The 18,986-nt window shown below is 67.8% G+C and carries 15 protein-coding genes; 4 read left to right on the top strand and 11 right to left on the bottom strand.

The annotated features are described in order from the left end of the window. The first annotated feature begins 20 nt into the window (after nucleotides 1–20). The gene (locus GGR11_RS11100) at nucleotides 21–707 is read left to right on the top strand and encodes a response regulator transcription factor (protein ID WP_183196997.1); all 687 of its coding nucleotides are present in this window, start codon (nucleotides 21–23) and stop codon (nucleotides 705–707) included. Here the strand turns inward: GGR11_RS11100 and yczE are convergent. Continuing rightward, on the bottom strand, nucleotides 704–1,306 hold the full coding sequence (gene yczE / locus GGR11_RS11095) for a membrane protein YczE (RefSeq protein ID WP_183196995.1): 603 nt from the start codon (nucleotides 1,304–1,306) through the stop codon (nucleotides 704–706). The two genes, GGR11_RS11100 and yczE, sit on opposite strands and share 4 nt — an antisense overlap. A gap of 60 nt (nucleotides 1,307–1,366) precedes the next feature. Here yczE and yczR point away from each other — a divergent pair, with 60 nt between their 5' ends. Further along, nucleotides 1,367–2,818 (top strand): MocR-like transcription factor YczR, encoded by a 1,452-nt coding sequence (gene yczR, locus GGR11_RS11090; protein ID WP_183196993.1) that lies wholly within the window; start codon nucleotides 1,367–1,369, stop codon nucleotides 2,816–2,818. Between the two features lie 80 nt (nucleotides 2,819–2,898). Here the strand turns inward: yczR and GGR11_RS11085 are convergent, their stop codons facing one another. The 5 genes from GGR11_RS11085 to GGR11_RS11065 form a co-directional block, all read right to left on the bottom strand. After that, entirely contained in the window at nucleotides 2,899–5,631 is a 2,733-nt protein-coding gene (locus GGR11_RS11085; RefSeq protein WP_183196991.1) for a TonB-dependent receptor, read from the bottom strand. Nucleotides 5,632–5,796: 165 nt separating this feature from the next. Beyond that, on the bottom strand, nucleotides 5,797–6,594 hold the full coding sequence (locus GGR11_RS11080; RefSeq protein ID WP_183196989.1) for an exodeoxyribonuclease III: 798 nt from the start codon (nucleotides 6,592–6,594) through the stop codon (nucleotides 5,797–5,799). 235 nt (nucleotides 6,595–6,829) lie between these two features. Continuing rightward, a complete protein-coding gene (locus GGR11_RS11075) occupies nucleotides 6,830–7,513 on the bottom strand; it encodes a LolA family protein (protein WP_183196987.1) in 684 nt (227 codons plus the stop codon). 185 nt (nucleotides 7,514–7,698) lie between these two features. Continuing rightward, nucleotides 7,699–10,113 carry an FtsK/SpoIIIE family DNA translocase gene (locus GGR11_RS11070; RefSeq protein ID WP_183196985.1) on the bottom strand — a complete coding sequence of 805 codons (2,415 nt, stop codon included), beginning with the start codon at nucleotides 10,111–10,113 and terminating at the stop codon, nucleotides 7,699–7,701. A gap of 89 nt (nucleotides 10,114–10,202) precedes the next feature. Beyond that, nucleotides 10,203–11,294, bottom strand: a complete 1,092-nt coding sequence (locus GGR11_RS11065) for an Acg family FMN-binding oxidoreductase (protein WP_183196983.1) — start codon at nucleotides 11,292–11,294, stop codon at nucleotides 10,203–10,205. 127 nt (nucleotides 11,295–11,421) lie between these two features. Between GGR11_RS11065 and GGR11_RS11060 the strand changes: the two genes are divergently transcribed. Beyond that, on the top strand, nucleotides 11,422–12,675 hold the full coding sequence (locus GGR11_RS11060) for a UbiH/UbiF/VisC/COQ6 family ubiquinone biosynthesis hydroxylase (protein WP_183196982.1): 1,254 nt from the start codon (nucleotides 11,422–11,424) through the stop codon (nucleotides 12,673–12,675). Here GGR11_RS11060 and GGR11_RS11055 read toward each other — a convergent pair. From GGR11_RS11055 to dapF, 5 genes are all read right to left on the bottom strand, one after another. Next, nucleotides 12,672–13,487, bottom strand: a complete 816-nt coding sequence (locus GGR11_RS11055) for a transglutaminase family protein (RefSeq protein ID WP_183196980.1) — start codon at nucleotides 13,485–13,487, stop codon at nucleotides 12,672–12,674. The two genes, GGR11_RS11060 and GGR11_RS11055, sit on opposite strands and share 4 nt — an antisense overlap. 9 nt (nucleotides 13,488–13,496) lie before the next feature. After that, a complete protein-coding gene (locus GGR11_RS11050) occupies nucleotides 13,497–13,919 on the bottom strand; it encodes a YraN family protein (RefSeq protein WP_183196978.1) in 423 nt (140 codons plus the stop codon). After that, complete coding sequence (gene rsmI / locus GGR11_RS11045; protein ID WP_183196976.1) at nucleotides 13,916–14,788, bottom strand: 16S rRNA (cytidine(1402)-2'-O)-methyltransferase; 873 nt, start codon at nucleotides 14,786–14,788, stop codon at nucleotides 13,916–13,918. The genes GGR11_RS11050 and rsmI overlap by 4 nt, the downstream gene beginning before the upstream one ends. A 2-nt stretch (nucleotides 14,789–14,790) precedes the next feature. Beyond that, nucleotides 14,791–17,148, bottom strand: coding sequence for an NADP-dependent malic enzyme (locus GGR11_RS11040; RefSeq protein WP_183196974.1), 2,358 nt, complete (start codon nucleotides 17,146–17,148; stop codon nucleotides 14,791–14,793). Nucleotides 17,149–17,291: 143 nt separating this feature from the next. After that, nucleotides 17,292–18,122, bottom strand: a complete 831-nt coding sequence (gene dapF, locus GGR11_RS11035) for a diaminopimelate epimerase (protein WP_183196972.1) — start codon at nucleotides 18,120–18,122, stop codon at nucleotides 17,292–17,294. A 40-nt stretch (nucleotides 18,123–18,162) separates the two neighbouring features. Here dapF and GGR11_RS11030 point away from each other — a divergent pair, with 40 nt between their 5' ends. Then, the gene (locus GGR11_RS11030) at nucleotides 18,163–18,957 is read left to right on the top strand and encodes a potassium channel family protein (protein ID WP_183196970.1); all 795 of its coding nucleotides are present in this window, start codon (nucleotides 18,163–18,165) and stop codon (nucleotides 18,955–18,957) included. The last annotated feature ends 29 nt before the right edge of the window (nucleotides 18,958–18,986 follow it).

Here is an 18,986-nt window from a genome sequence, read left to right as displayed (position 1 = left end):
AGCCTCGCCATTGTCTGTCCATGCCCACGCCCAAGACCATATTGATCATCGACGACGACGACGACCTGCGCGAGGCCCTGGCCGAGCAGTTGAACCTCCACGAGGAGTTCAAGACCCAGCAGGCCTCCACCGCCGCCGACGGCGTCCGCATGGGGCGCGAGATCCGCGCCGACCTGATCCTGCTGGACGTCGATCTGCCCGACATGGACGGCCGCGAGGCCTGCCGCCTGCTGCGCAAGGACGGGGTCTCGACCCCGGTCATCATGCTGACGGCCCAGGCCGCCGACGCCGACGCCATCCTGGGCCTGGACGCCGGCGCCAATGACTATGTCACCAAGCCTTTCCGGTTCGCCGTCCTGCTGGCCCGCATCCGCGCCCATCTGCGTAGCCACGAACAGTCGGAAGACGCCGTCTTCTCCATCGGTCCCTACGAGTTCCGCCCGGCCGCCAAGGTCCTGATGGACGCCAAGGGCAAGAAGGTGCGGTTGACCGAAAAGGAAACCAACATCCTGAAATACCTCTACCGCGCCGGCGCCAAGCCTGTGTCGCGCGAGGAACTGCTGACCGAGGTCTGGGGCTATAACGCCGGCGTCACCACCCACACGCTGGAAACCCATATCTATCGCCTGCGCCAGAAGATCGAGCCCGAACCCGGTCAGGCCCGGCTGCTGCTGACCGACGCGGGCGGCTATCGCCTTCAACCCTAGGCGTCCGCGCCTCGGCGGTGGATCGTGAAAATCGGCAGGAACAGATGGACCAGCGGGCCGATGGTCACGGCGTAGATCACCGTGCCGACGCCGACCGAGCCGCCCAGCAGCCAGCCCAAGGCGATGACGTTCAGCTCGATGGCGGTCCGCACCCATTTGACCGGCCAGCCCGTGCGCGCCACGATGCCGGTCATCAAGCCGTCACGCGGGCCCGGACCCAGTCCCGCGCCGATATAGGCCCCGCTGGCGACGCCGTTCAACACGACGCCCGCGCCCAACAGGCCCGCTCGCATCGGTAGGCCCAGGTCAGACGAGATCCAATCCAGACCGAAGTTCGCGACGGTGCCGATCACCAGAACATTGGCCACAGTCCCTATTCCAGGCCTTTGGCGCAGGGGAATCCACAGCAGCAGCACGGCCATACCGATCAGATTGACCACCAGGCCGAAGCTGATTCCGGCCGGGCCGGCGAACCGCTCGAAGACCCCCTGGTTCAGCACATCCCAGGGATCCAGCCCCAGATCGGCGCGAACGATCAGAGCGATGGATAGGCCGTACAGGACAAGGCCGGCGAAGAGTTGGAGAAGGCGACGGGTCATTTCGAAGGTTTTCGCATAACTGGCCGCGCAAAAAAGGGCCAGTTATGGCATTCTGGCTTCATGTCCCCTCGCTCTATCGGCCTAGGTCCCCTTGTCCGCCATCTCGGCGTCTGGCGTTCGTCGGGGGCGGGCGCAGCCTACCGGCAGCTCGCCGCAGCGGTACGACTTCTGATCCTCGACGGGCGCCTGCCGCTCGCCGCCCGTCTGCCGGGCGAGCGCGAAGTGGCTCAGGCCCTGGGTTTGAGCCGTACGACCGTATCGGCCGCCTATGGACGACTCCGGGATGACGGGTTTTTGGTCGGCGGACAGGGGGAGGCGGCGCGCACCAGTCTCCCGGCGGGGCCTGCCCCTCGCCAGCCGCAGCCAGACGGGCCGCCGAAGCCGGGAATGATCGACCTGACGGCCGCTGTCCTTCCCGCCGACCCCAATGTCCACGCCGCCTATGTGCGGGCGCTCGAGCGGCTTCCCGCCAACCTGCCCGGCCATGGCTATGAGCCGGAGGGCCTCGAAGAACTCCGCGAAGCCGTGGCCCAGAGCTATCGACGACGTGGGCTGGCGACGTCGCCGGGCCAAATCCTTATCACCCACGGCGCCCACAATGGTCTGGTCCACCTGTTGCGCCTGACCGTTCGGCCCGGCGTCCCGGTGGTGTTCGATCACCCCACCTACCCCCAGGCGATCGACGCCATCCTCGCGGCAGGGGGGCGGCCGACGCCGGTCGCCTTGCCCGACGATGGCGACGGCTGGGATGTGGACAGTCTGGTCTCGGCCTGTCGGAGCAGCGGCGCGCCGATGGCCTATCTGGTGCTGGACCACAACAACCCGACCGGCCGGATGATGCGCGCCCCGGACCGCGCCCGGCTTCTGGCCGGGCTGAAGGGGTCGGAGACCCTGCTGGTGCTGGACGAAACCCTGGTCGAACTGACGCTCAGCGGCCCGCCGGCGCTCACCGCCTCGGCCGTGGACGCCCCGCGTGTGGTGCGGCTGGGCTCCATGTCGAAAAGCGTCTGGGGCGGTCTCCGCATCGGTTGGATTCGCGCCGACCGCGCCGTGATTCAGCGCCTGGCCCAGAGCCGCGCCAGTTTCGATCTGGGGGTTCCGATCCTCGAACAGCTGGCAGCGGTGAAGCTGTTGACCGACGGCGGCGCGGCCCTCGCGGCGCGACGGCCCCTGTTGCGGGCGCGGCGGGACCACCTTCGGGCGCAACTGGCGCAGCATCTGCCGGACTGGAGCTGCCCCCGTCCTGCAGGGGGGCTGTCGCTCTGGGTGCGACTTCCTGCGCCGATCAGCTCCGCCCTGACGGCCCAGGCCGAGACCGAAGGGCTGAGGCTAGCGGCCGGGCCACGCTTCGGGATCGACGGCGCCTTCGAACAACGCCTGCGCCTGCCCTACACCCTGCCTGAGAGCGAACTGCAACAGGCTGTAGAACGACTGGCGCGTGGGGTTAAGGCGCTCGGGCGTAAGTCCAGACAGACGACCTCAACCCAAAGCCGCACAGTCCTAGTCTACTGAAGCAGCCGCGACAGATTAGAGGGCGGCGGCTGAACGCCGCCGCCCTCTGTCATGTCTACATCGGTTCTGACGTCCGCGCCTTAGAAGGTGGCGTTGACGCTGACCTGGAAGACCCGGCCGGTTTCCAGGTAGCCGCCTTTACGGTCGGGCGAGACATAGCGTTCGCCCGCGCCGACGGTCGACCAGCGGGTCGGTTCGTCAGTCAGATTGCGGACCGCCGCCCCGACTTCCAGTCCCGGCGCCAGGGTCAGGGCCACGCCCAGGTTCAGCTCCTTGGACGGCTGGATGTAGATGTCCGGCTGGCTGTCCTGAACCGTGTCCAAGCGCCGACCGGTGTGGTTGTACCAGAGGCTGGCGCGCACCGGCCCATGCTCATACCCGGCCTCCAGATTGTACATCAGTTCGGGCGCCTGGGGCAGGTCGCTCTCGCGCGTCACAGTCGAGGAAAGGCGGTATTCGGCGCGGGTCTGCTGATAGGTCAGGTTTCCGCCAAACGACACGCCTTCCAGCCAGCCATCAACCGGAAGCGCGTAATGGCCGCCCAGTTCGACGCCGGTGGCCGAGCCGCCCAGGCCGTTGAACGGCTTGATCATGATCACCCCGTCGCTGGTCTCGTTCGTCCCATTCCGCAGGGCGGTCGGCACGACGATATTGTCCAGATCCTTGTGGTAGACGGCCAGCTGCAGATTGGCGCCGACGGCGTACCATTCCAGGCCCAGGTCATAGCTCCAGCCCTCGACCGGCTTCAGGTCCGGGTTCGGCTGGCTGATGCTGATGATGGCGTTGGTGACGGGATCGCGGCTGACGGTGGTGGGCCCCGCCAGCTGGCCGCCCGAGGGGCGGCTGTAGCTGGAGCGGGCCGCCGCGCGCACCACGAGGGCGTCATTGGGACGCCAGGCGGCGACGACGCTGGGATCGACATGGTCATAATCCCGGTCGGCCGTGGCGAAGCGGGCGCCGTCTGCATCCTTGACGAAGAAGCGGGCTTCGAAGTGATTGTCTTCGTAGCGAACGCCGGGGGTGATCTCCAGATCGCCGCCCGCCAACTTCAGCTTGGCGGCGGCGAAGGCGGCCGAACGGTCTTCCTTACTGTCCGACAGGCCCTGGTTCAGCTTGTCTTGCGAGACCGTCACCGTCGAGCCGTACAGATCCAACTCATGCTCCACAAAGCGACGATCCACCAGTTTGACCGGGCGCACCGTGCCGTGCCCCATGAAGTCGGTGATCAGTTGGCCGGGCGTCGCGCCGATCGAGGGGCCGTCCACAGCGCCGGCCTGAAGAGAGGTGCGGAAACGATAGCGCGTGTCGTCCGGCGTCAGGCTGCGGCCGTCCTGGTCCGCCGTTTCATAAAGTCCGCCGATCGAGGCGCTGGCCAGCAGGCCCGAGCCCGTCCAGGTCAGATCGCCCTTTACCGTCTTCTTGACCTCGGACAGATAGCTGTAGCCGCGTTGGACATAGATCTGGCTGGGGCGGTCCTGGCTGGCGACATAGGCCGTCGCTCCGGACGACAGGACCGGCATCGGCCAGCGGGCGTCAGACAGGTCGATCTTCAGCCCCTCGGACGAAACGCCGGTATTGCCGGGCGCGCCATTGTAGGCGACGCCGCGCCAGGCGGCTTCGATCGAGTTGGGCGAATCCAGCCGACCGTCGGCGTAGGCGGCTTCCAGCGAGGCGGTGAAGCCGCCGAACTTCAGCTTGCCGCCCGTCTGGACCGACAGCAGTTCCTGCTCGACGTCCTCCACACGGAAATAATTGGCCGGGTTGATGCCGTAGGGCGTGTAGTCGCCGGCGGCGTTATAGTTGGAGCCGCCCGGATTGGGGTTGGTCTGTCCCGAGGTCCGCTCGCTGCGCAGCCCCGTCTGATTCATCGTATTGGTGTTGGTGTAGGTCGCATAATTGACCCGCGCGAACAGGTCCAAGGGCTGGGTGCGATAGTCCAGAGCCGCCGTTGCGCCATAGCGTTCGACGGTGGAGTTGAAGAAGTTCCACTGCAAACCGTCCGCAGACAAGGCGTTTTCGTTGTCGCGCGCCGAGCCGACATTGGCCTTTGAGGTCTTGTAGTCGTTCTGAACGGCGACGCTTTCGGCGGCGCTGCTCTTTTGCTCATAATAGGCCGCCGCATAGACGCCCAAGCGGCCGTCGGCGAACCGACGCGACATGTCCAGGCCTATCGCGCCGCCCAGGCTGTCCTGACCGCGATCCTCGGCCAGTTCGGCCATCTGTCCCACCGCGCGCAACCGCAGCATCTGGTCGCCGAAGTCGAAGGCGGAGGGGGTGACCAGATTGACGATGCCGGCGATGGCGTCGGCGTCGAACGCCGCGTTCGGCGTCTTGTCGATTCCGATCGCCTGGATCGCGAACGGGCTGAAGAGGTTCAGCGAAATGGAACGACCACCCGCCGTCTGGGGCAGACGCAGGCCGTCCAGCGTATAGGCGTTGAAACTGGTGTCGAAGCCGCGGATGGCGACGTACTGTGCCTCGCCCGTCGCCGACTGGTTCCGTCCCTGGTCCTGGCTGACCGAGACGCCGGGCAGCCGCTTGGCCAAGTCGGCGATATTGGTCTGGGGGTTCAGGCTGATGTCGCCGACGGCGACGGAGTCAACGACGCCGACAGCGGCCCTTTCCTGTTCAAGCACCGTCTGGGCGCGTCGTGCGCCGGTCACCACGATGTCCTGAAGCGTCGTGCCTTCGGACTTGTCCTGCGTCGATGCAGTGGAGCTGGATTGGGCCAGCGCCGAACCTGCGCTCAGGGCGATGAGGCTGGTGGCGGCGCACAGCAGGGCGCGCCGGGCGAGCGAACCGGAATAGGTCATGGATCATCCAATGAAAAGCGCCGTCCCCCTCGGGCGGCGCGGTCCATTTAGGGCGGCTCCATGACCGCCAAATACCGATCGTGTTTCAATAAGGTAAAGCTTGTAAGATGCTTGAGATGGCCTGCCCCGAGCGGCCGCCGTCCGTCATCTCCGTCCTCGCGGCGTTCAGACGTCCAGATCGACCGTCACGGGGGCGTGGTCGGACGGGCGGTCCCATTCGCGGACGTCGTCGTGGATTCGGGCGGTGTCCTTGACCACGGCTGGGGTGAGGCCCGGCGAGGTCCAGATGTGGTCCAGGCGGAGGCCGCGGTTGGACTTGCGGAAGTCGGCGGCGCGATAGCTCCACCAGCTGGCCAGCTTTTGCGGCTCCGGGAATCGGTCCCGCAGCACGTCGGCGAAGCCGCCGGTCGCCTGCAGCCGGTTCAGGGTCTCGACCTCGATCGGCGTGTGGCTGACGATCTTGGACATGTAGCGATGATTGAAGACATCGCCTTCGCCCGGCGCGATGTTGAAATCTCCGGCCATGACCAGGGGGCGGGCCTTGTCCTGGCGGGCGACGATGGCCGTCAGCTGTTCGTAGAAGTCCATCTTGTGATCGAACTTGGGGTTCAGAACCCGGTCGGGAACATCGCCTCCGGCCGGGATATAGAAGTTCTGAACGTCGATTCCGGCGACCTGGGCGGAGACGCAGCGGGCGTGGCCCAGCTTGCAGACCTGGAAGGTGTCGCTGTCCTCCAGCGGCAGACGCGAGGCGATGGCCACCCCGTGCCAGCCCTTCTGGCCCGCCACGCGCAGGTGGGGCATTCCCATGTCCTCAAAGGCGGCTCGCGGAAATTGATCCGTCGTGCACTTGATCTCCTGCAACAGCAGGACGTCGGGCGCGCGTTCGGCGACGAACCGGGCGACCTGGTCGATGCGCAGGCGGACGGAGTTGATGTTCCAAGTGGCGAGGCGAAGGGTCATGCCCCCGCCATAGCAGGCCTCGGCGCATAAAAAAGGCCCGGCCGCTACGGGCCGGGCTTATAAAAGGTGATCGTCTCTCGCCGCCGGGAGGGGGATGCATCCGAGGCGGTAGAACGGCCGCCGCCGCTCTGTGCTTCTGATGTCACGGCAAAAAGAAAAGGTCAAATTGTCATATTTGATGTTTGGCTGTGATTATCCGGCAACGGACGGATAGCGTTGATCCTTGAAGTCAGACTCAGTTGCGGCCCGGGCGGCGGGTCGGATCCCGCAACTGGAACAGGCTGGAAGCCAGGTTCGAGGCCGGCTGAAGCGCTGTCAGCTGGGTGCGGGTGCGGGCGCCCTGTGCGTCCGTGATGGTCCATTCGTGCAGCCGCATCGGATCGCCGGCGAAGGCCAGAACGACTGCACCGTCGTTGGGACGACCGGAATCCCGCGCCGTGATCGCAAAGGCGCCGGAGCTCATCCGCGTCACACGGTCGATGCGGACGCCCTGGTCCAGACGGACATTGCGCGCCAGGAAGGTGGACAGGGGCGTGCGGCCCAGCGGCACCTGCTGGAAGTTGTTCAGGCGCGGGTCATAGCGTTTGACGTTGTAGCCGTCCGACACGACCAGAAGACCGGCGGGATTGGTGTATTCGAACCGCATCTTGCCCGGACGCTGCAAATAGAAACGGCCTTCACGACGCTGACCGCCGGGACCCGTCTCGACGAAGGTCCCCTGGGCCGAGGTCAGGGCCTGCAGATAGGCTTGAGCCTGCTGCACCACGGCGCGGTCGTCGGCGGACAGGTTGGACTGGGCCTGGGCCGTATCGAAGACGCCGAGCGCCGCGAAGCCGGTCAGAAGGCCCGCGCCCAACAACAGCCGACGGCGCTGGGGATCGGCAGGGGCGATGGCGAGGGTCTTGGCGTGGGCGGTCATGAAGTCAGTCTCCCGTTCGGGACGGTTGTCGATCCTGCCATCTTGCCCGGTCGGCTTGGCGTCGGAATGACGCGAGCCTGACCATATTCCGGCGCTCCGATGAAGCCCTGTTCATCGAAATGCTGAAGCTTGCGACGGCAGCGGGAGGGGTAACGGGCCTGGACGCCACCTGTTCCGAAGCGGCGTCACGCTATTGGCGGCGGGCCGGCCAGGACATCGCGCTTGCCGGCGTGGTTGGCGGGGCTGACCACGCCTTCCTGCTCCATCCGTTCGATCAGGGAGGCGGCGCGGTTGTAGCCGATCTGCAGCCGGCGCTGGACGTAACTGGTCGAGGCCTTGCGGTCGCGGGTGACCACGGCCACGGCGCGATCATAGAGGTCGTCGCCGGAGCCGCCGCCGCCGTCGTCCATGGCCCCGTCCGCGTCGCCGTCCGGTTCGTCGGTGATCAGGTCCAGATAGTCGGGCTCGGCCTGGGCCTTCAGGTGTTTGCAGACGTCCTCGACCTCCTTGTCGTCGACGAAGGGGCCGTGCAGGCGGGTGATCCGTCCGCCGCCGGCCATATAGAGCATGTCGCCCTGGCCCAGCAGCTGTTCGCCGCCCTGTTCGCCCAGGATGGTGCGGCTGTCGATCTTGGACGTGACCTGGAAGGAGATCCGGGTCGGGAAGTTGGCCTTGATGGTGCCGGTGATGACGTCGACCGACGGGCGTTGCGTGGCCATGATCAGGTGGATGCCGGCGGCGCGGGCCATCTGGGCCAGGCGCTGGACCGCGCCCTCGACGTCCTTGCCGGCGACCAGCATCAGGTCTGCCATTTCGTCCATGACCACGACCAGGAAGGGCAGGGGCTCGGGCCGGATCTTCTCGGACTCATAGACCGGGCGCCCCTGCTCGTCGAAACCGGTCTGGACCGTGCGTTCGAAATGCTCGCCCTTGGCCTGAGCCTCGCGGGCGCGTTCGTTGTAGGAGGCGATGTTGCGCACGCCCAGCTTGGACATGCGGCGGTAGCGATCCTCCATCTCACGCACCGTCCATTTCAGGGCGACGACGGCCTTTTTCGGATCGGTGACGACCGGCGCCAGCAGGTGCGGGATGCCGTCATAGACCGACAGCTCCAGCATCTTGGGGTCGATCATGATGAAGCGGCATTCGGCCGGGCTGTGGCGATAGAGGATCGACAGGATCATGGCGTTGACCCCCACCGACTTGCCCGAACCGGTGGTGCCCGCGATCAGCAGGTGGGGCATGCGGGCCAGGTCGGCGACATAGGGTTCGCCGCCGATGGTCTCGCCCAGGGCCAGGGGCAGCAGATGGCCCTTCTTGTCGTATTCGGCGCTGGACAGCAGGTCGCGCAGATAGACGGTCTCGCGCTTGGCGTTGGGCAGTTCGATGCCGATGGCGTTGCGGCCCTGGACCACCGAGATGCGGCAGGCGCGCGCGGACATGGACCGGGCGATGTCGTCGGCCAGGGCCACGACGCGGCCGTGTTTCACCCCAGGGGCGGGGACCAGTTCGTACAGGGTGACGACGGGGCCAGGGCGGATCTGGTCGATCACGCCGCGCACGCCGAACTCCTGCAGCACGCCTTCCAGCATCTTGGCGTTCTGCTTCAGCGAGTGCTCGTCCACCGAGGCGACGCGCTGGGCCGGCTTGGTCAGTATGCCCAGGGGCGGCAGGTCGAAGGCGCCTTCTGGCCGAACGAAGTCGAAGGCCTGCTGGTCTGTGTCGTCCTTGCGGGCCTTGGGCGCCTTGGGCGCAGCGACGCGGGGCTCGATCGGCCGGGCGGCCGAGGGGCGGGGCGCCGCCTGAGCCGGTTCGTCTTCCCACGGGGGCAGGTCGTCATAGGCGGTCTGGGGGGCGTCGGCCGAACCGGAGTCCGTCGCGACCTCGTCGAGGCTTGCGGCGGCGCGAGGTTCGGCTTTGGGCTTGGCCGCGGCGCGGGGGCGGGGCGTCTTGACCGCAGGGGCGGGGGGGGCGGGCGGACGACGCAGCGACCGGCCCCAGTGCAGGGCGTCTACAAAATCCATGGCTCGCAGGCCGATGGCGAAACCGGTCAGCCACAGGCCGCCGATCAGGAAGACCAGACCGGCGATGATCCGTCCGCCGGGAATGCGCAGGGCGCCTAGGCCCTGGGCCGTCAGACCTGTGAAGGCGTCGCCCCACAGACCGCCCAGTCCGGCGGCCAGGGGCCAGGCGGCGGGCGCGGCCAGGGCGGCGAGGGCGCCGGACAGCAGCAGCACCCCGCCCGTCGCGGCCAGGGCCTTCAGCGGCGTCGGCTTCAACCGCTGCTGGATGGCGTCGCCGACCGCACGGGCCAGACCAAAGGCGACCAGCAGCAGGGCGGCGGGCCAGGCGGCCAGACCCAGCGACTGCATGAACAGATCGGCGAACAAAGCGCCATTGGCGCCCAGCCAGTTGGTGGTCGGCAGGCTGGAGGCGGCGTTCAGGCTGGCGTCGGCCGGGTTCCACGAGATCAGGGCGACCATCAACAGGGTGGCCAGCAGGGCCTGAAGCACGCCTCGGAACCGCACAACAAAGGGCGCGCCCCACAGGATGCGGGCGCTGATCCAGGCCTGACGGCCGACGGCGAGGGCGGTGGACATGAAAGGCGTGACCTTCCGGGCGGCTGACGTTCGACCGCCCTTGTCGCACCGTCAGGGTTAAGAGGTTGTTTACCAGCCGCCCCAAGCCGTCAGACGATCACCGCCTCGACAGAGCGGCGCGCGGACAGAGGCAGGGTCGGACCATAGCCGAGCCGCAGCACCAGGTTCGGGCGTTTGTCGCCCTCGCCGACCAGGGCGGCCAGTTCCGGGCGCAGGGCCGCGACCTCGACCGGCTGATTGACGAAGGCGTGGCGCAGACCCAGGCTCGTCGCAGCCAGCATCAGCCGCTGGCAGGCCCGGCCGACAGCGATCCAATGGGCCGGATCGGATCGTTCCGCCACGAAGACGGCCACGGCGGCGGACGAGGCGATCTGGGCCTCATAGCGGGTGTTTTCGCTCGCGACTGTAAAGAACCGGTCGAAAGCGAGCAGGCCCAGGCTATCGGGCAGGACGGGACTGCCGCTGGACGCCGAAAACAGGCCGTCGCCCTGGCGCAGGGCCGCGCGGGGATTGAAGCGCAGCCAATGTTTCAGCTCTGCCATGAAGGCGGGATCGGCCATCTGGGCGGTGTTGCCGGCGACCACCAGTTCGCGGACGCGATCCAGGCTGGGCCGGTCGGTCAGAAAATGAAAGGCGACGCCGGGCGCCGTGGTCGCCTGACGCAGTCGGGCCAGCGCGCTCGGCGGTATGGGATGACCGTCATAGATGGTGCGGCTGGAGCGTCGAGCTGGAATGGCGGCGAACAGGGAATCCGGTTGGGCGGCTCCGGAGGTGAAGCTGTAGCGCAGGCTGCGTCCGTCGGCGCCCAAAGCCAGTTCGCCGGGGCGGCCGGTCGCGGCGGCGGCGATGCGCAAATTCTCGGCCGCACAGCCCAGGCTGACGAACAGATGGTGGTCATCGGGATCGACCGCCGGCGTCCGGCGGGTCAGGTCGGGCAGGATGTCGACGGCGCCGTCGGAGAGGCGAAAGCGCCAGGGTTGGGTGTTGTGACCGCTGGCCGCCAGGGCGGCGTAGCGGACCAGTTCAGTCACGGGGGGCGCGTCCGTCAGGGGGGCGCGAAACCGGGCCGTGAGACGGTCGTAGTCGCCGCCTGATCCTGTGGATGTCCGCCAAGCGACGCCGCCCGCCGCGCCCAGGGCGAGCGTCGCGCCGGCGCCGATCAGAATCCGTCGTCTGTTCATCCTGGCCTCCTGCCGCGCTATCCGTGGGGCAGTCGTCCGGCGAAAGCCTTGACCGAGGTCAAGGCTCGTCGGCGCTGTGACGATTTCCCGTATGGACGTTTCGGCCTTCGGGCGCGACAAGCCTGCCATGGCACACACCGATCGCTACGACATCATCATCGCCGGCGCGGGGTTGAGCGGGGCGGCGTTCGCCCTGGCGGCGGCCCAGGCCGGGTTGAAGGTGGTCCTGGTCGATCCGCAGCCGTTCAGCGCACAACTTGCGCCGACGTTCGACGGCCGTTCGACGGCCGTGGCCTTTTCGACCTTCCGCATGTTGGACGCCCTGGGCCTGGGCCAGTCCCTGCGGCCCCACGCCTGCCGGATGGACCATATCCTGGTGACCGACGGCCGTCGGCCGGGCGCGGCCAGCCGGTCGGCCTCGCCGGCCTTCCTGCGGTTCGACGCCGACGAGATCGGCGGCCGCACCGGCGGCGAGCCGCTGGGCTATATGGTCGAAAACCGCCGCATCCGCGTGGCCCTGGCCGAGGCGGTGACGGCGGCGGGGATCGAAGTACAGGCGCCGGCCTCGGTCGTCCGGGTCGAAACCGACGCCGGCAAGGCGACCGTGACCCTGGCGGACGGCGCGACCCTGATCGCGCCTCTGGTGGTGGGGGCGGAAGGCCGGGGTTCGACCGTGCGGCGCGCCGCCGGGATCGAGACGGTCGGCTGGAGCTATGGTCAGAGCGGCGTGGTGGCCACGGTGCGGCTGGGCCGCGACCACGGCAATGTCGCCCATGAATATTTCCTGCCCAGCGGCCCCTTTGCGATCCTGCCGCTGACGGACCAGCGCGCCAGCCTCGTCTGGACCGAGACGACGCGGCGGGGCGAGGCCTTGCGCGACGCGTCGCACCCGGCGTTCCACGCCCATCTGATGCGGCGTTTCGGCGATTTTCTGGAGGGGGTTTCGGTCGAGGGGCCGCGTTTTGTCTATCCGCTGTCGCTCAGCCTGGCCGAGCGGATCGTCGCGCCGCGCATCGCCCTGATCGGCGACGCGGCTCACGGCGTGCATCCGGTGGCGGGTCAGGGCCTGAACATGGGGCTGAAGGACGCCGCCGCCCTGGCTGAAGTGCTGGCCGAGGCCGCGCGTCTGGGCGAAGACTTGGGCGCCGAGACAGTTCTGGAACGCTACGCCCGCTGGCGCCGGTTCGACACGGCGGCCCTGGCGGCGGGGTTCGACGCCTTCGTGCGGCTGTTCTCCAACGACATCGCCCCGGTGCGGATCGCGCGCGACCTCGGCATGGCGGCGGTGAACCGTATCGGACCCTTGCGCCGGGCCTTCATGCAGGAGGCCGGCGGGGCGACCGGGGATTTGCCGAAGCTGCTGCGCGGCGAGACGGTCTAGTTCAGCTGCAGCCGCACGCGTTCGAAGGTCGAACTGCGCCGCGCCTCCTCGACACCGTCCAGACCGTGGGCGCGCGACAGGGCCTGGAGCGAGCCGGTCAGGGCGCCCTGTTTCTCGCGCGCGGCGGCGACGTCCAGCCAGGGCCGGTGGTCGTCAGGGTCGAGCAGGGCGCGGCGTAGGGCTGAGCGTTCAGCGGCGTCATAGTCGCGGGCGTGAATGGCGCGGCTGAACAGCATGTTCTGCAGCCGGATCAGGGTCTGGCGGTCGGTCACCGGCGCCATCAGTATGTCCAGACGGTCGGCGACATGCGGCGTCAAGCCGGCTCGCAGGGCGCGCCGGGTTAGTTCGCTGGGCATGACCAGCCGCCCCTGACTGAAGGGGTCCAGAGCCACGGGCCCTTCGCCGGTCTCGACCCGCACCAGGAAATGGCCCGGAAAATCGACGCCGGCTGCCTTGAGTCCCGCCGCCTTGGCCGCGTGCAGATAAAAGACCGCAAGCGCCGCCGACAGACCGCGCCGACGCTCGGCGACTGCGATGATGTCGGTATTGTCGGGGTGGTCGTAGTGCAGCAGGTCGCCGTTCAGCCGCAGATCGGCCGCCATGGTCTCGGACAGAGCGTCGTCGGGGCCTTCTGCGCCGATCCGTTCCTTCAGCCGTTCGCAGGCGCCGTGGGCCAGTGTGCGGACGGGCCCGGCGTCGCGCAACGGGTCGTCGTGGATGGCGCAGGCGATCGCGGCCTCCAGCAGCGGGAAGCCGTCGTCGCCGGCCGCTCCGGCCGACGTCAGGATGGCCTCGGCCTTCTCCCGCGTCATGCGATCCTTTCAGCCCCCGCCGTGTCTCTGGACGCCGCGAAGATGACGCGGAAACCGGCCAGGAGCCAGCGCCACCATATCAATTCTCAAATCAAGAGGTTGCAGGGCCGGCCGATTGCGCCGGACGGCCTCGCCCGCCGCGATCAGTCGATCATGCTGGGCCGGCTTCAGAGCCAGGAGCGCGGCGTTCAGGGTGGTGCGCCGCTTGACCTCGACCACGGCCAGAATCCGGCCGCGTCGGGCCAGCAAGTCGATCTCGCCCGAGCGGGTCTTCAGGCGGAAACCCAGCACCTGATAGCCCTTGAGCATCAGCCACAGGGCGGCGACCCATTCCGCCGCGTGGCCGGCCTTGAAGGCGGCGCCGCCCCTGGCCTGACGCCACGCCGCCTTGGGGCGTCGCTGCGGCGCCGGGCGGGGCAGGCGGGCGTTCACTTGCCCTGGAGCTCCAGAGCCCGGCGGTAAAGAGGCTTGCGGGGCAGGTCCAGGGCGCGCGACACCTCGGACGCCGCTTCGCCGGGCGCCAGACGGGTCAGGGCCTCGGCCAGGGCCGCATCGGCATCGGCAGCCGAGGCGACCTCGGCTTCGCCGGGACCGACCACCACGACGATCTCGCCCTTGGGGCCGTCGAGTTTGGGATGAACAGCCAGTTCGTCCAGCGTGCCGCGCACGCATTCCTCGAACAGTTTCGTCAGTTCGCGGGCCACGGCGGCGGGGCGCGGACCCAGGACGGCGGCCATGTCCGTCAGACTGTCGCGCAGACGCGGCCCGCTCTCGAAGAAGACCAGGGTCTGGCGCTGGCTTTTCAGGTCTTCCAGCATCGACTTGCGGCCGGCGGTCCTGGGCGGCAGGAAACCGGCGAACAGGACCCGGTCGGCGGGCAGGCCGGCGATGCACAGGGCGGCCAGCAGGCTGGACGGGCCGGGGATCGGGTGGACCGGCAGGCCCTCGGCGATCACCGCGCGGGCGACGACGAAGCCGGGGTCGGAAACCAGGGGCGTGCCGGCGTCGGACACCAGGGCCACGACCTCGCCGTTCCTCAGCCGTTCGATGGCAAGTTCGGCGGCGCGGCTCGAGGCGTGGTCGTCGCAGCGTTCCAGCTTGGCCTTAAGCCCATAGGCGGTCAGGAGCTTGGCGGTGACGCGGGTGTCCTCGGCCAGGACCAGGTCGGCGGCGGCCAGGACGTCCAGCGCCCTGAGCGTCATGTCGCGCAGGTTCCCGATCGGCGTCGCCACCAGATAGAGACCCGGCTCCACCCGCCGGGGCGGGGGGGCGATGGGCGGGAAGGGGCCGGGTTCGCTCATGATCAGACGGTGGGCGGCACCGCAGTGCTCGGCTTTTCGACCGCTGCTGCAGGCGGGCGCGGCGCCGAGGTCAGGCCCGAACCCTGGAAGGCGGGACCGGCGTCATAGGCGGCGAAGGTGGCGGCCGTGATGATCTCGCTGACCGAAGCGCCCAGGGAGACGATCTGAACCGGCTTCTCCAGCCCGACCAGAAGCGGGCCGATCACCGTGGCGCCGCCCAGGGCCTGGACCAGCTTGGTCGAGATGGCGGCTGAATGAATGGCGGGCATGACCAGGACGTTGGCCGGCTTGGTCAGGCGGTTGAAGGCGTAGGCCGGGTGACCCTTGGGATCCAGGGCGACCTCGGGCGGCATTTCGCCCTCGTATTCGAAATCGACGCCCTGCTTGTCCAGGATGCGGATGGCCTCGCGCACCTTTTCGGCGCGGTCGCCGGGGGGATTGCCGAAGGTGGAATAGCTGAGGAAGGCCACGCGGGGATTGCGGCCCAGTTTGCGCACCGTCTCGGCCGCCTTGATGGCGATGTCGGCCAGTTCCGCCGCATCCGGCAGTTCGTGGATGGAGGTGTCGGCCACGAACAGGGTCCGGCCCTTGGCCAGCAGGATCGACAGGCCGATCAGGGTGTCCTCGACGTCCAGCACGCGCTGGACCTCTTTCAGGGCCATGTTGAAGTTGCGGGTCACGCCGGCGACCATGGCGTCGGCCCGGCCCTTGGCGACCAGGGTGGCGGCGAAATAGTTGCGGTCCTGGTTGATCATCCGCGCCACGTCGCGGCGCAGATAGCCCCGGCGTTGCAGCTTCTCGTACAACCAGTCGGTGTCCTCGACATTGTGTTCGGAAACGCGGGCGTTGGTGATCTCTATGCCCAGGTCGTCGAAGTTCAGACCGGCCTCGGCGGCGTTCTGACGGATCAGATCCTCGCGACCGACCAGGATGGGGGTGCCCAGATCGGCCTGTTTGAAGCCCCAGGCGGCGCGGATGACGGCCAGTTCTTCACCCTCGGCGAAGACGACCCGCTTGTTCGGTCCGCCGCGCACGGCCGAGCTGATCTTCTGCATCAGGGCGGCGGACGGATCGACGCGCGAACGCAGGGCGTTGCGATAAACGTCCATGTCCTCGATCTGGACCCGGGCCACGCCGGTATCCATCGCCGCCTGGGCGATGAAGGGCGGGATGTACCAGATCAGGCGCGGGTCGAACGGGGTGGGGATGATATAGTCGGGGCCGAACTTCAGCTTGCGGCCGCGATAGGCGGCGGCGACCTCGTCCGGCACATCCTCGCGGGCCAGGGCGGCCAGGGCCTGGGCGCAGGCGACCTTCATCTCGTGGTTCACCCGGCGCGCCCGCACGTCCAGGGCGCCCCGGAACAAATAGGGGAAGGCCAGGACGTTGTTGACCTGGTTCACATAGTCCGAACGGCCGGTGGCGATGATGGCGTCAGACCGCACCGACTTGACGTCTTCCGGCGTGATCTCGGGATCGGGGTTGGCCATGGCGAAGATGATCGGATTGGGGGCCATGGAGGCCACCATCTCCTTGGTGATCGCGCCCTTGGCCGACAGACCCAGGACGACATCGGCCCCGACCATGGCCTCGGCCATGGTGCGCAGGGGGGTGTTGGTGGCGTGGGCGGCCTTCCACTGGTCCATGCCGTGTTCGCGGCCCTGATAGACGACGCCGTCCCTGTCGCAGATGACGGTGTTCTCGGCCTTGACCCCGGCGGCCTTCATCAGGGCGATCGAGGACAGGCCGGCGGCGCCCGCGCCCGACAGCACCACCTTGACCTCGTCCAGCCGTTTTCCGGCAACGTGGCAGGCGTTGATCAGGCCGGCGGTCGAGATGATGGCCGTGCCGTGCTGGTCGTCATGGAAGACGGGGATGTCCAGCAGGTCCTGAAGCTCGCTCTCGATGACGAAACACTCGGGGGACTTGATGTCCTCCAGATTGATCCCGCCCCAGGTGTCGCCGATGTTCTTGACGACGGTGATGAACTCGTCCGGATCCGTGGTCTTGACCTCGACGTCGAAGCTGTCGACGTCAGCGAACCGTTTGAACAGGACCGACTTGCCCTCCATCACCGGCTTGGAGGCCATGTGGCCCAGATTGCCCAGGCCCAGGATGGCGGTGCCGTTCGAGATGACGGCGACCAGATTGCCCTTGGACGTGTATTCGTAGGCCTTGTCCGCATCGGCGGCGATGGCCAGGACCGGCACGGCCACGCCCGGCGAATAGGCCAGCGACAGGTCACGCTGGGTCGCCATCGGCTTGGTCGGGGCCATGGAGATCTTGCCCGGGGTCGGGAAGAGGTGGAAGTCCAGCGCCTCCTGATCGGAGAAGGTCTGTTTTTCGGTTTGATCGGGCATCGGGGGCGTCCAGGGCGTCGGCGGGGCTGTAACCGTTCGTGTCCTAGAGCGTGGGAAGGGCCGCGCCAAGCCTTGACCCCCCGTAAGGCGTACAGACCTGTTCCGAAGCTTCCGTTCGCGTCAGCGTCAACCGGCAGCGCCGCCTAGAAGGTCAGCGCGCCCGTGCGTTCGATCTCGACCGGGCCGGTCATCAGGACATGGTCGGTCGCCGGGTCCCAGTCGATGACCAGTTCGCCGCCATCGACGACGACGGTGGCCTTGCGATCCGTCAGGCCGCGCCGGGCCGCCGCGACCTGGGCCGCGCAGGCGCCGGTGCCGCAGGCCTTGGTCAGTCCCGCGCCGCGTTCCCAGACGCGCAGACGGATATGGTCGCGGTTCAGCACATGGGCGAAGCCGACATTGACCCCTTGGGGAAACAGCGGGTGATGTTCGACCAGGGAGCCGGATCCGGTGACGAAGCCGTCGTCCTGGCGGTCGGTGAAGAAGACGACGTGAGGATTGCCCATGGAGACGGCGCCGGGCGTGTGCAGCAGCGGTGCGTCGATGGGGCCGACCTGAAGCTCGATGCCGCGCGTGTCCATCTCCTCGGCCAAGGGCACCTGGGTCCAGTCTAGCCGGGGCTTGCCCATGTCGACCGTCACCTGGCGGTCGCCGGCGCGGGCGGCGGTGGTGGGGCCGGCGGCGGTGTCGATGACGACGCGGTCCGTTCCCTTCGCCTCCATCAGCAGCCAGCCGACGCAGCGCAGGGCGTTGCCGCAGGTCTCGACCATCGAGCCGTCGGCGTTCCACACCCGCATGAAGGCGTCGGCCGTCTCGGACGGCTCGATGGCGATCAGCTGGTCGAAACCCTCGCCCGAGGCGCGGTCGGCCAGGGCGCGGATCTGGTCCTCGGTCGGGCGAAACGGCGTTTCCAGCGCGTCGATGACGATGAAGTCATTGCCGGCGCCGTTCATCTTGACGAAAGGACGGGTCATGCAGGCCATATAGGCCCATCCCCGCCGTCCGGAAACCGCTGTGTCCCAGACCCAAACCGACCCGAAGGACGACGGCCTGCGACTGCGTGCGCGGCTGAGATATCTGTATCACGGCGGCCAACCGGCGGCGGTGAAGTTCCGGTTGACGGTCATCGTCATCGACTTCGCCATCATCGCCTTCTTCCTGGCGGCGCCGATCCTGAAGAACATGGGCTGGGCTTTCTATGTGCTCGACTATCTGATCGCCGCCCTGCTGGCGATCGATCTGGCGGCGCGGGCCTACGCCTATTCCGACATCAAGGACTGGCTGAAACGGCCGATTGTCTGGCTGGACCTGTTTATTCTGGCGACCCTGCTGTTCCCGGCCTGGCTGTTCAATCTCGGCTTCCTGCGGATGCTGCGGCTGTGGACCCTGCTGAACTCCGACTTCTTCTGGCGGACGGTGGGTGCGCGGTTCGACGACACCCGGGTCGAGGGGATCGTGCGCGCGCTTTCGGGTCTGGTGACCTTCGTCTTTGTCGTGACCGGCTTCGTCTATGCGACCTTCCGCGGGCATGACGGGATCAGCGGCTATATCGACGCCCTCTATTTCACCGTGGCGACCCTGACCACGACCGGGTTCGGCGACGTCACCCTGCCGGGGCCGCTGGGCAAGCTTCTGTCCATCGCCATCATGCTGGTGGGGATCACCCTGTTCCTGCGTCTGGCCCAGGCTCTGATCAAGCCGCACAAGGTTCGGTTTCCTTGCGACCGATGCGGCCTTCAGACCCACGACCCCGACGCCGTCCACTGCAAGGCCTGCGGAAATCTGATCTGCATCCCCGACGAGGGCTGAGACAAAGATGACAAAACCGTAAGGGCGGA

It is taken from the genome of Brevundimonas mediterranea, assembly GCF_014196125.1.
Taxonomy (GTDB): Bacteria; Pseudomonadota; Alphaproteobacteria; order Caulobacterales; family Caulobacteraceae; genus Brevundimonas; species Brevundimonas mediterranea.
This window is presented reverse-complemented; position numbering and strand designations above follow the sequence as displayed.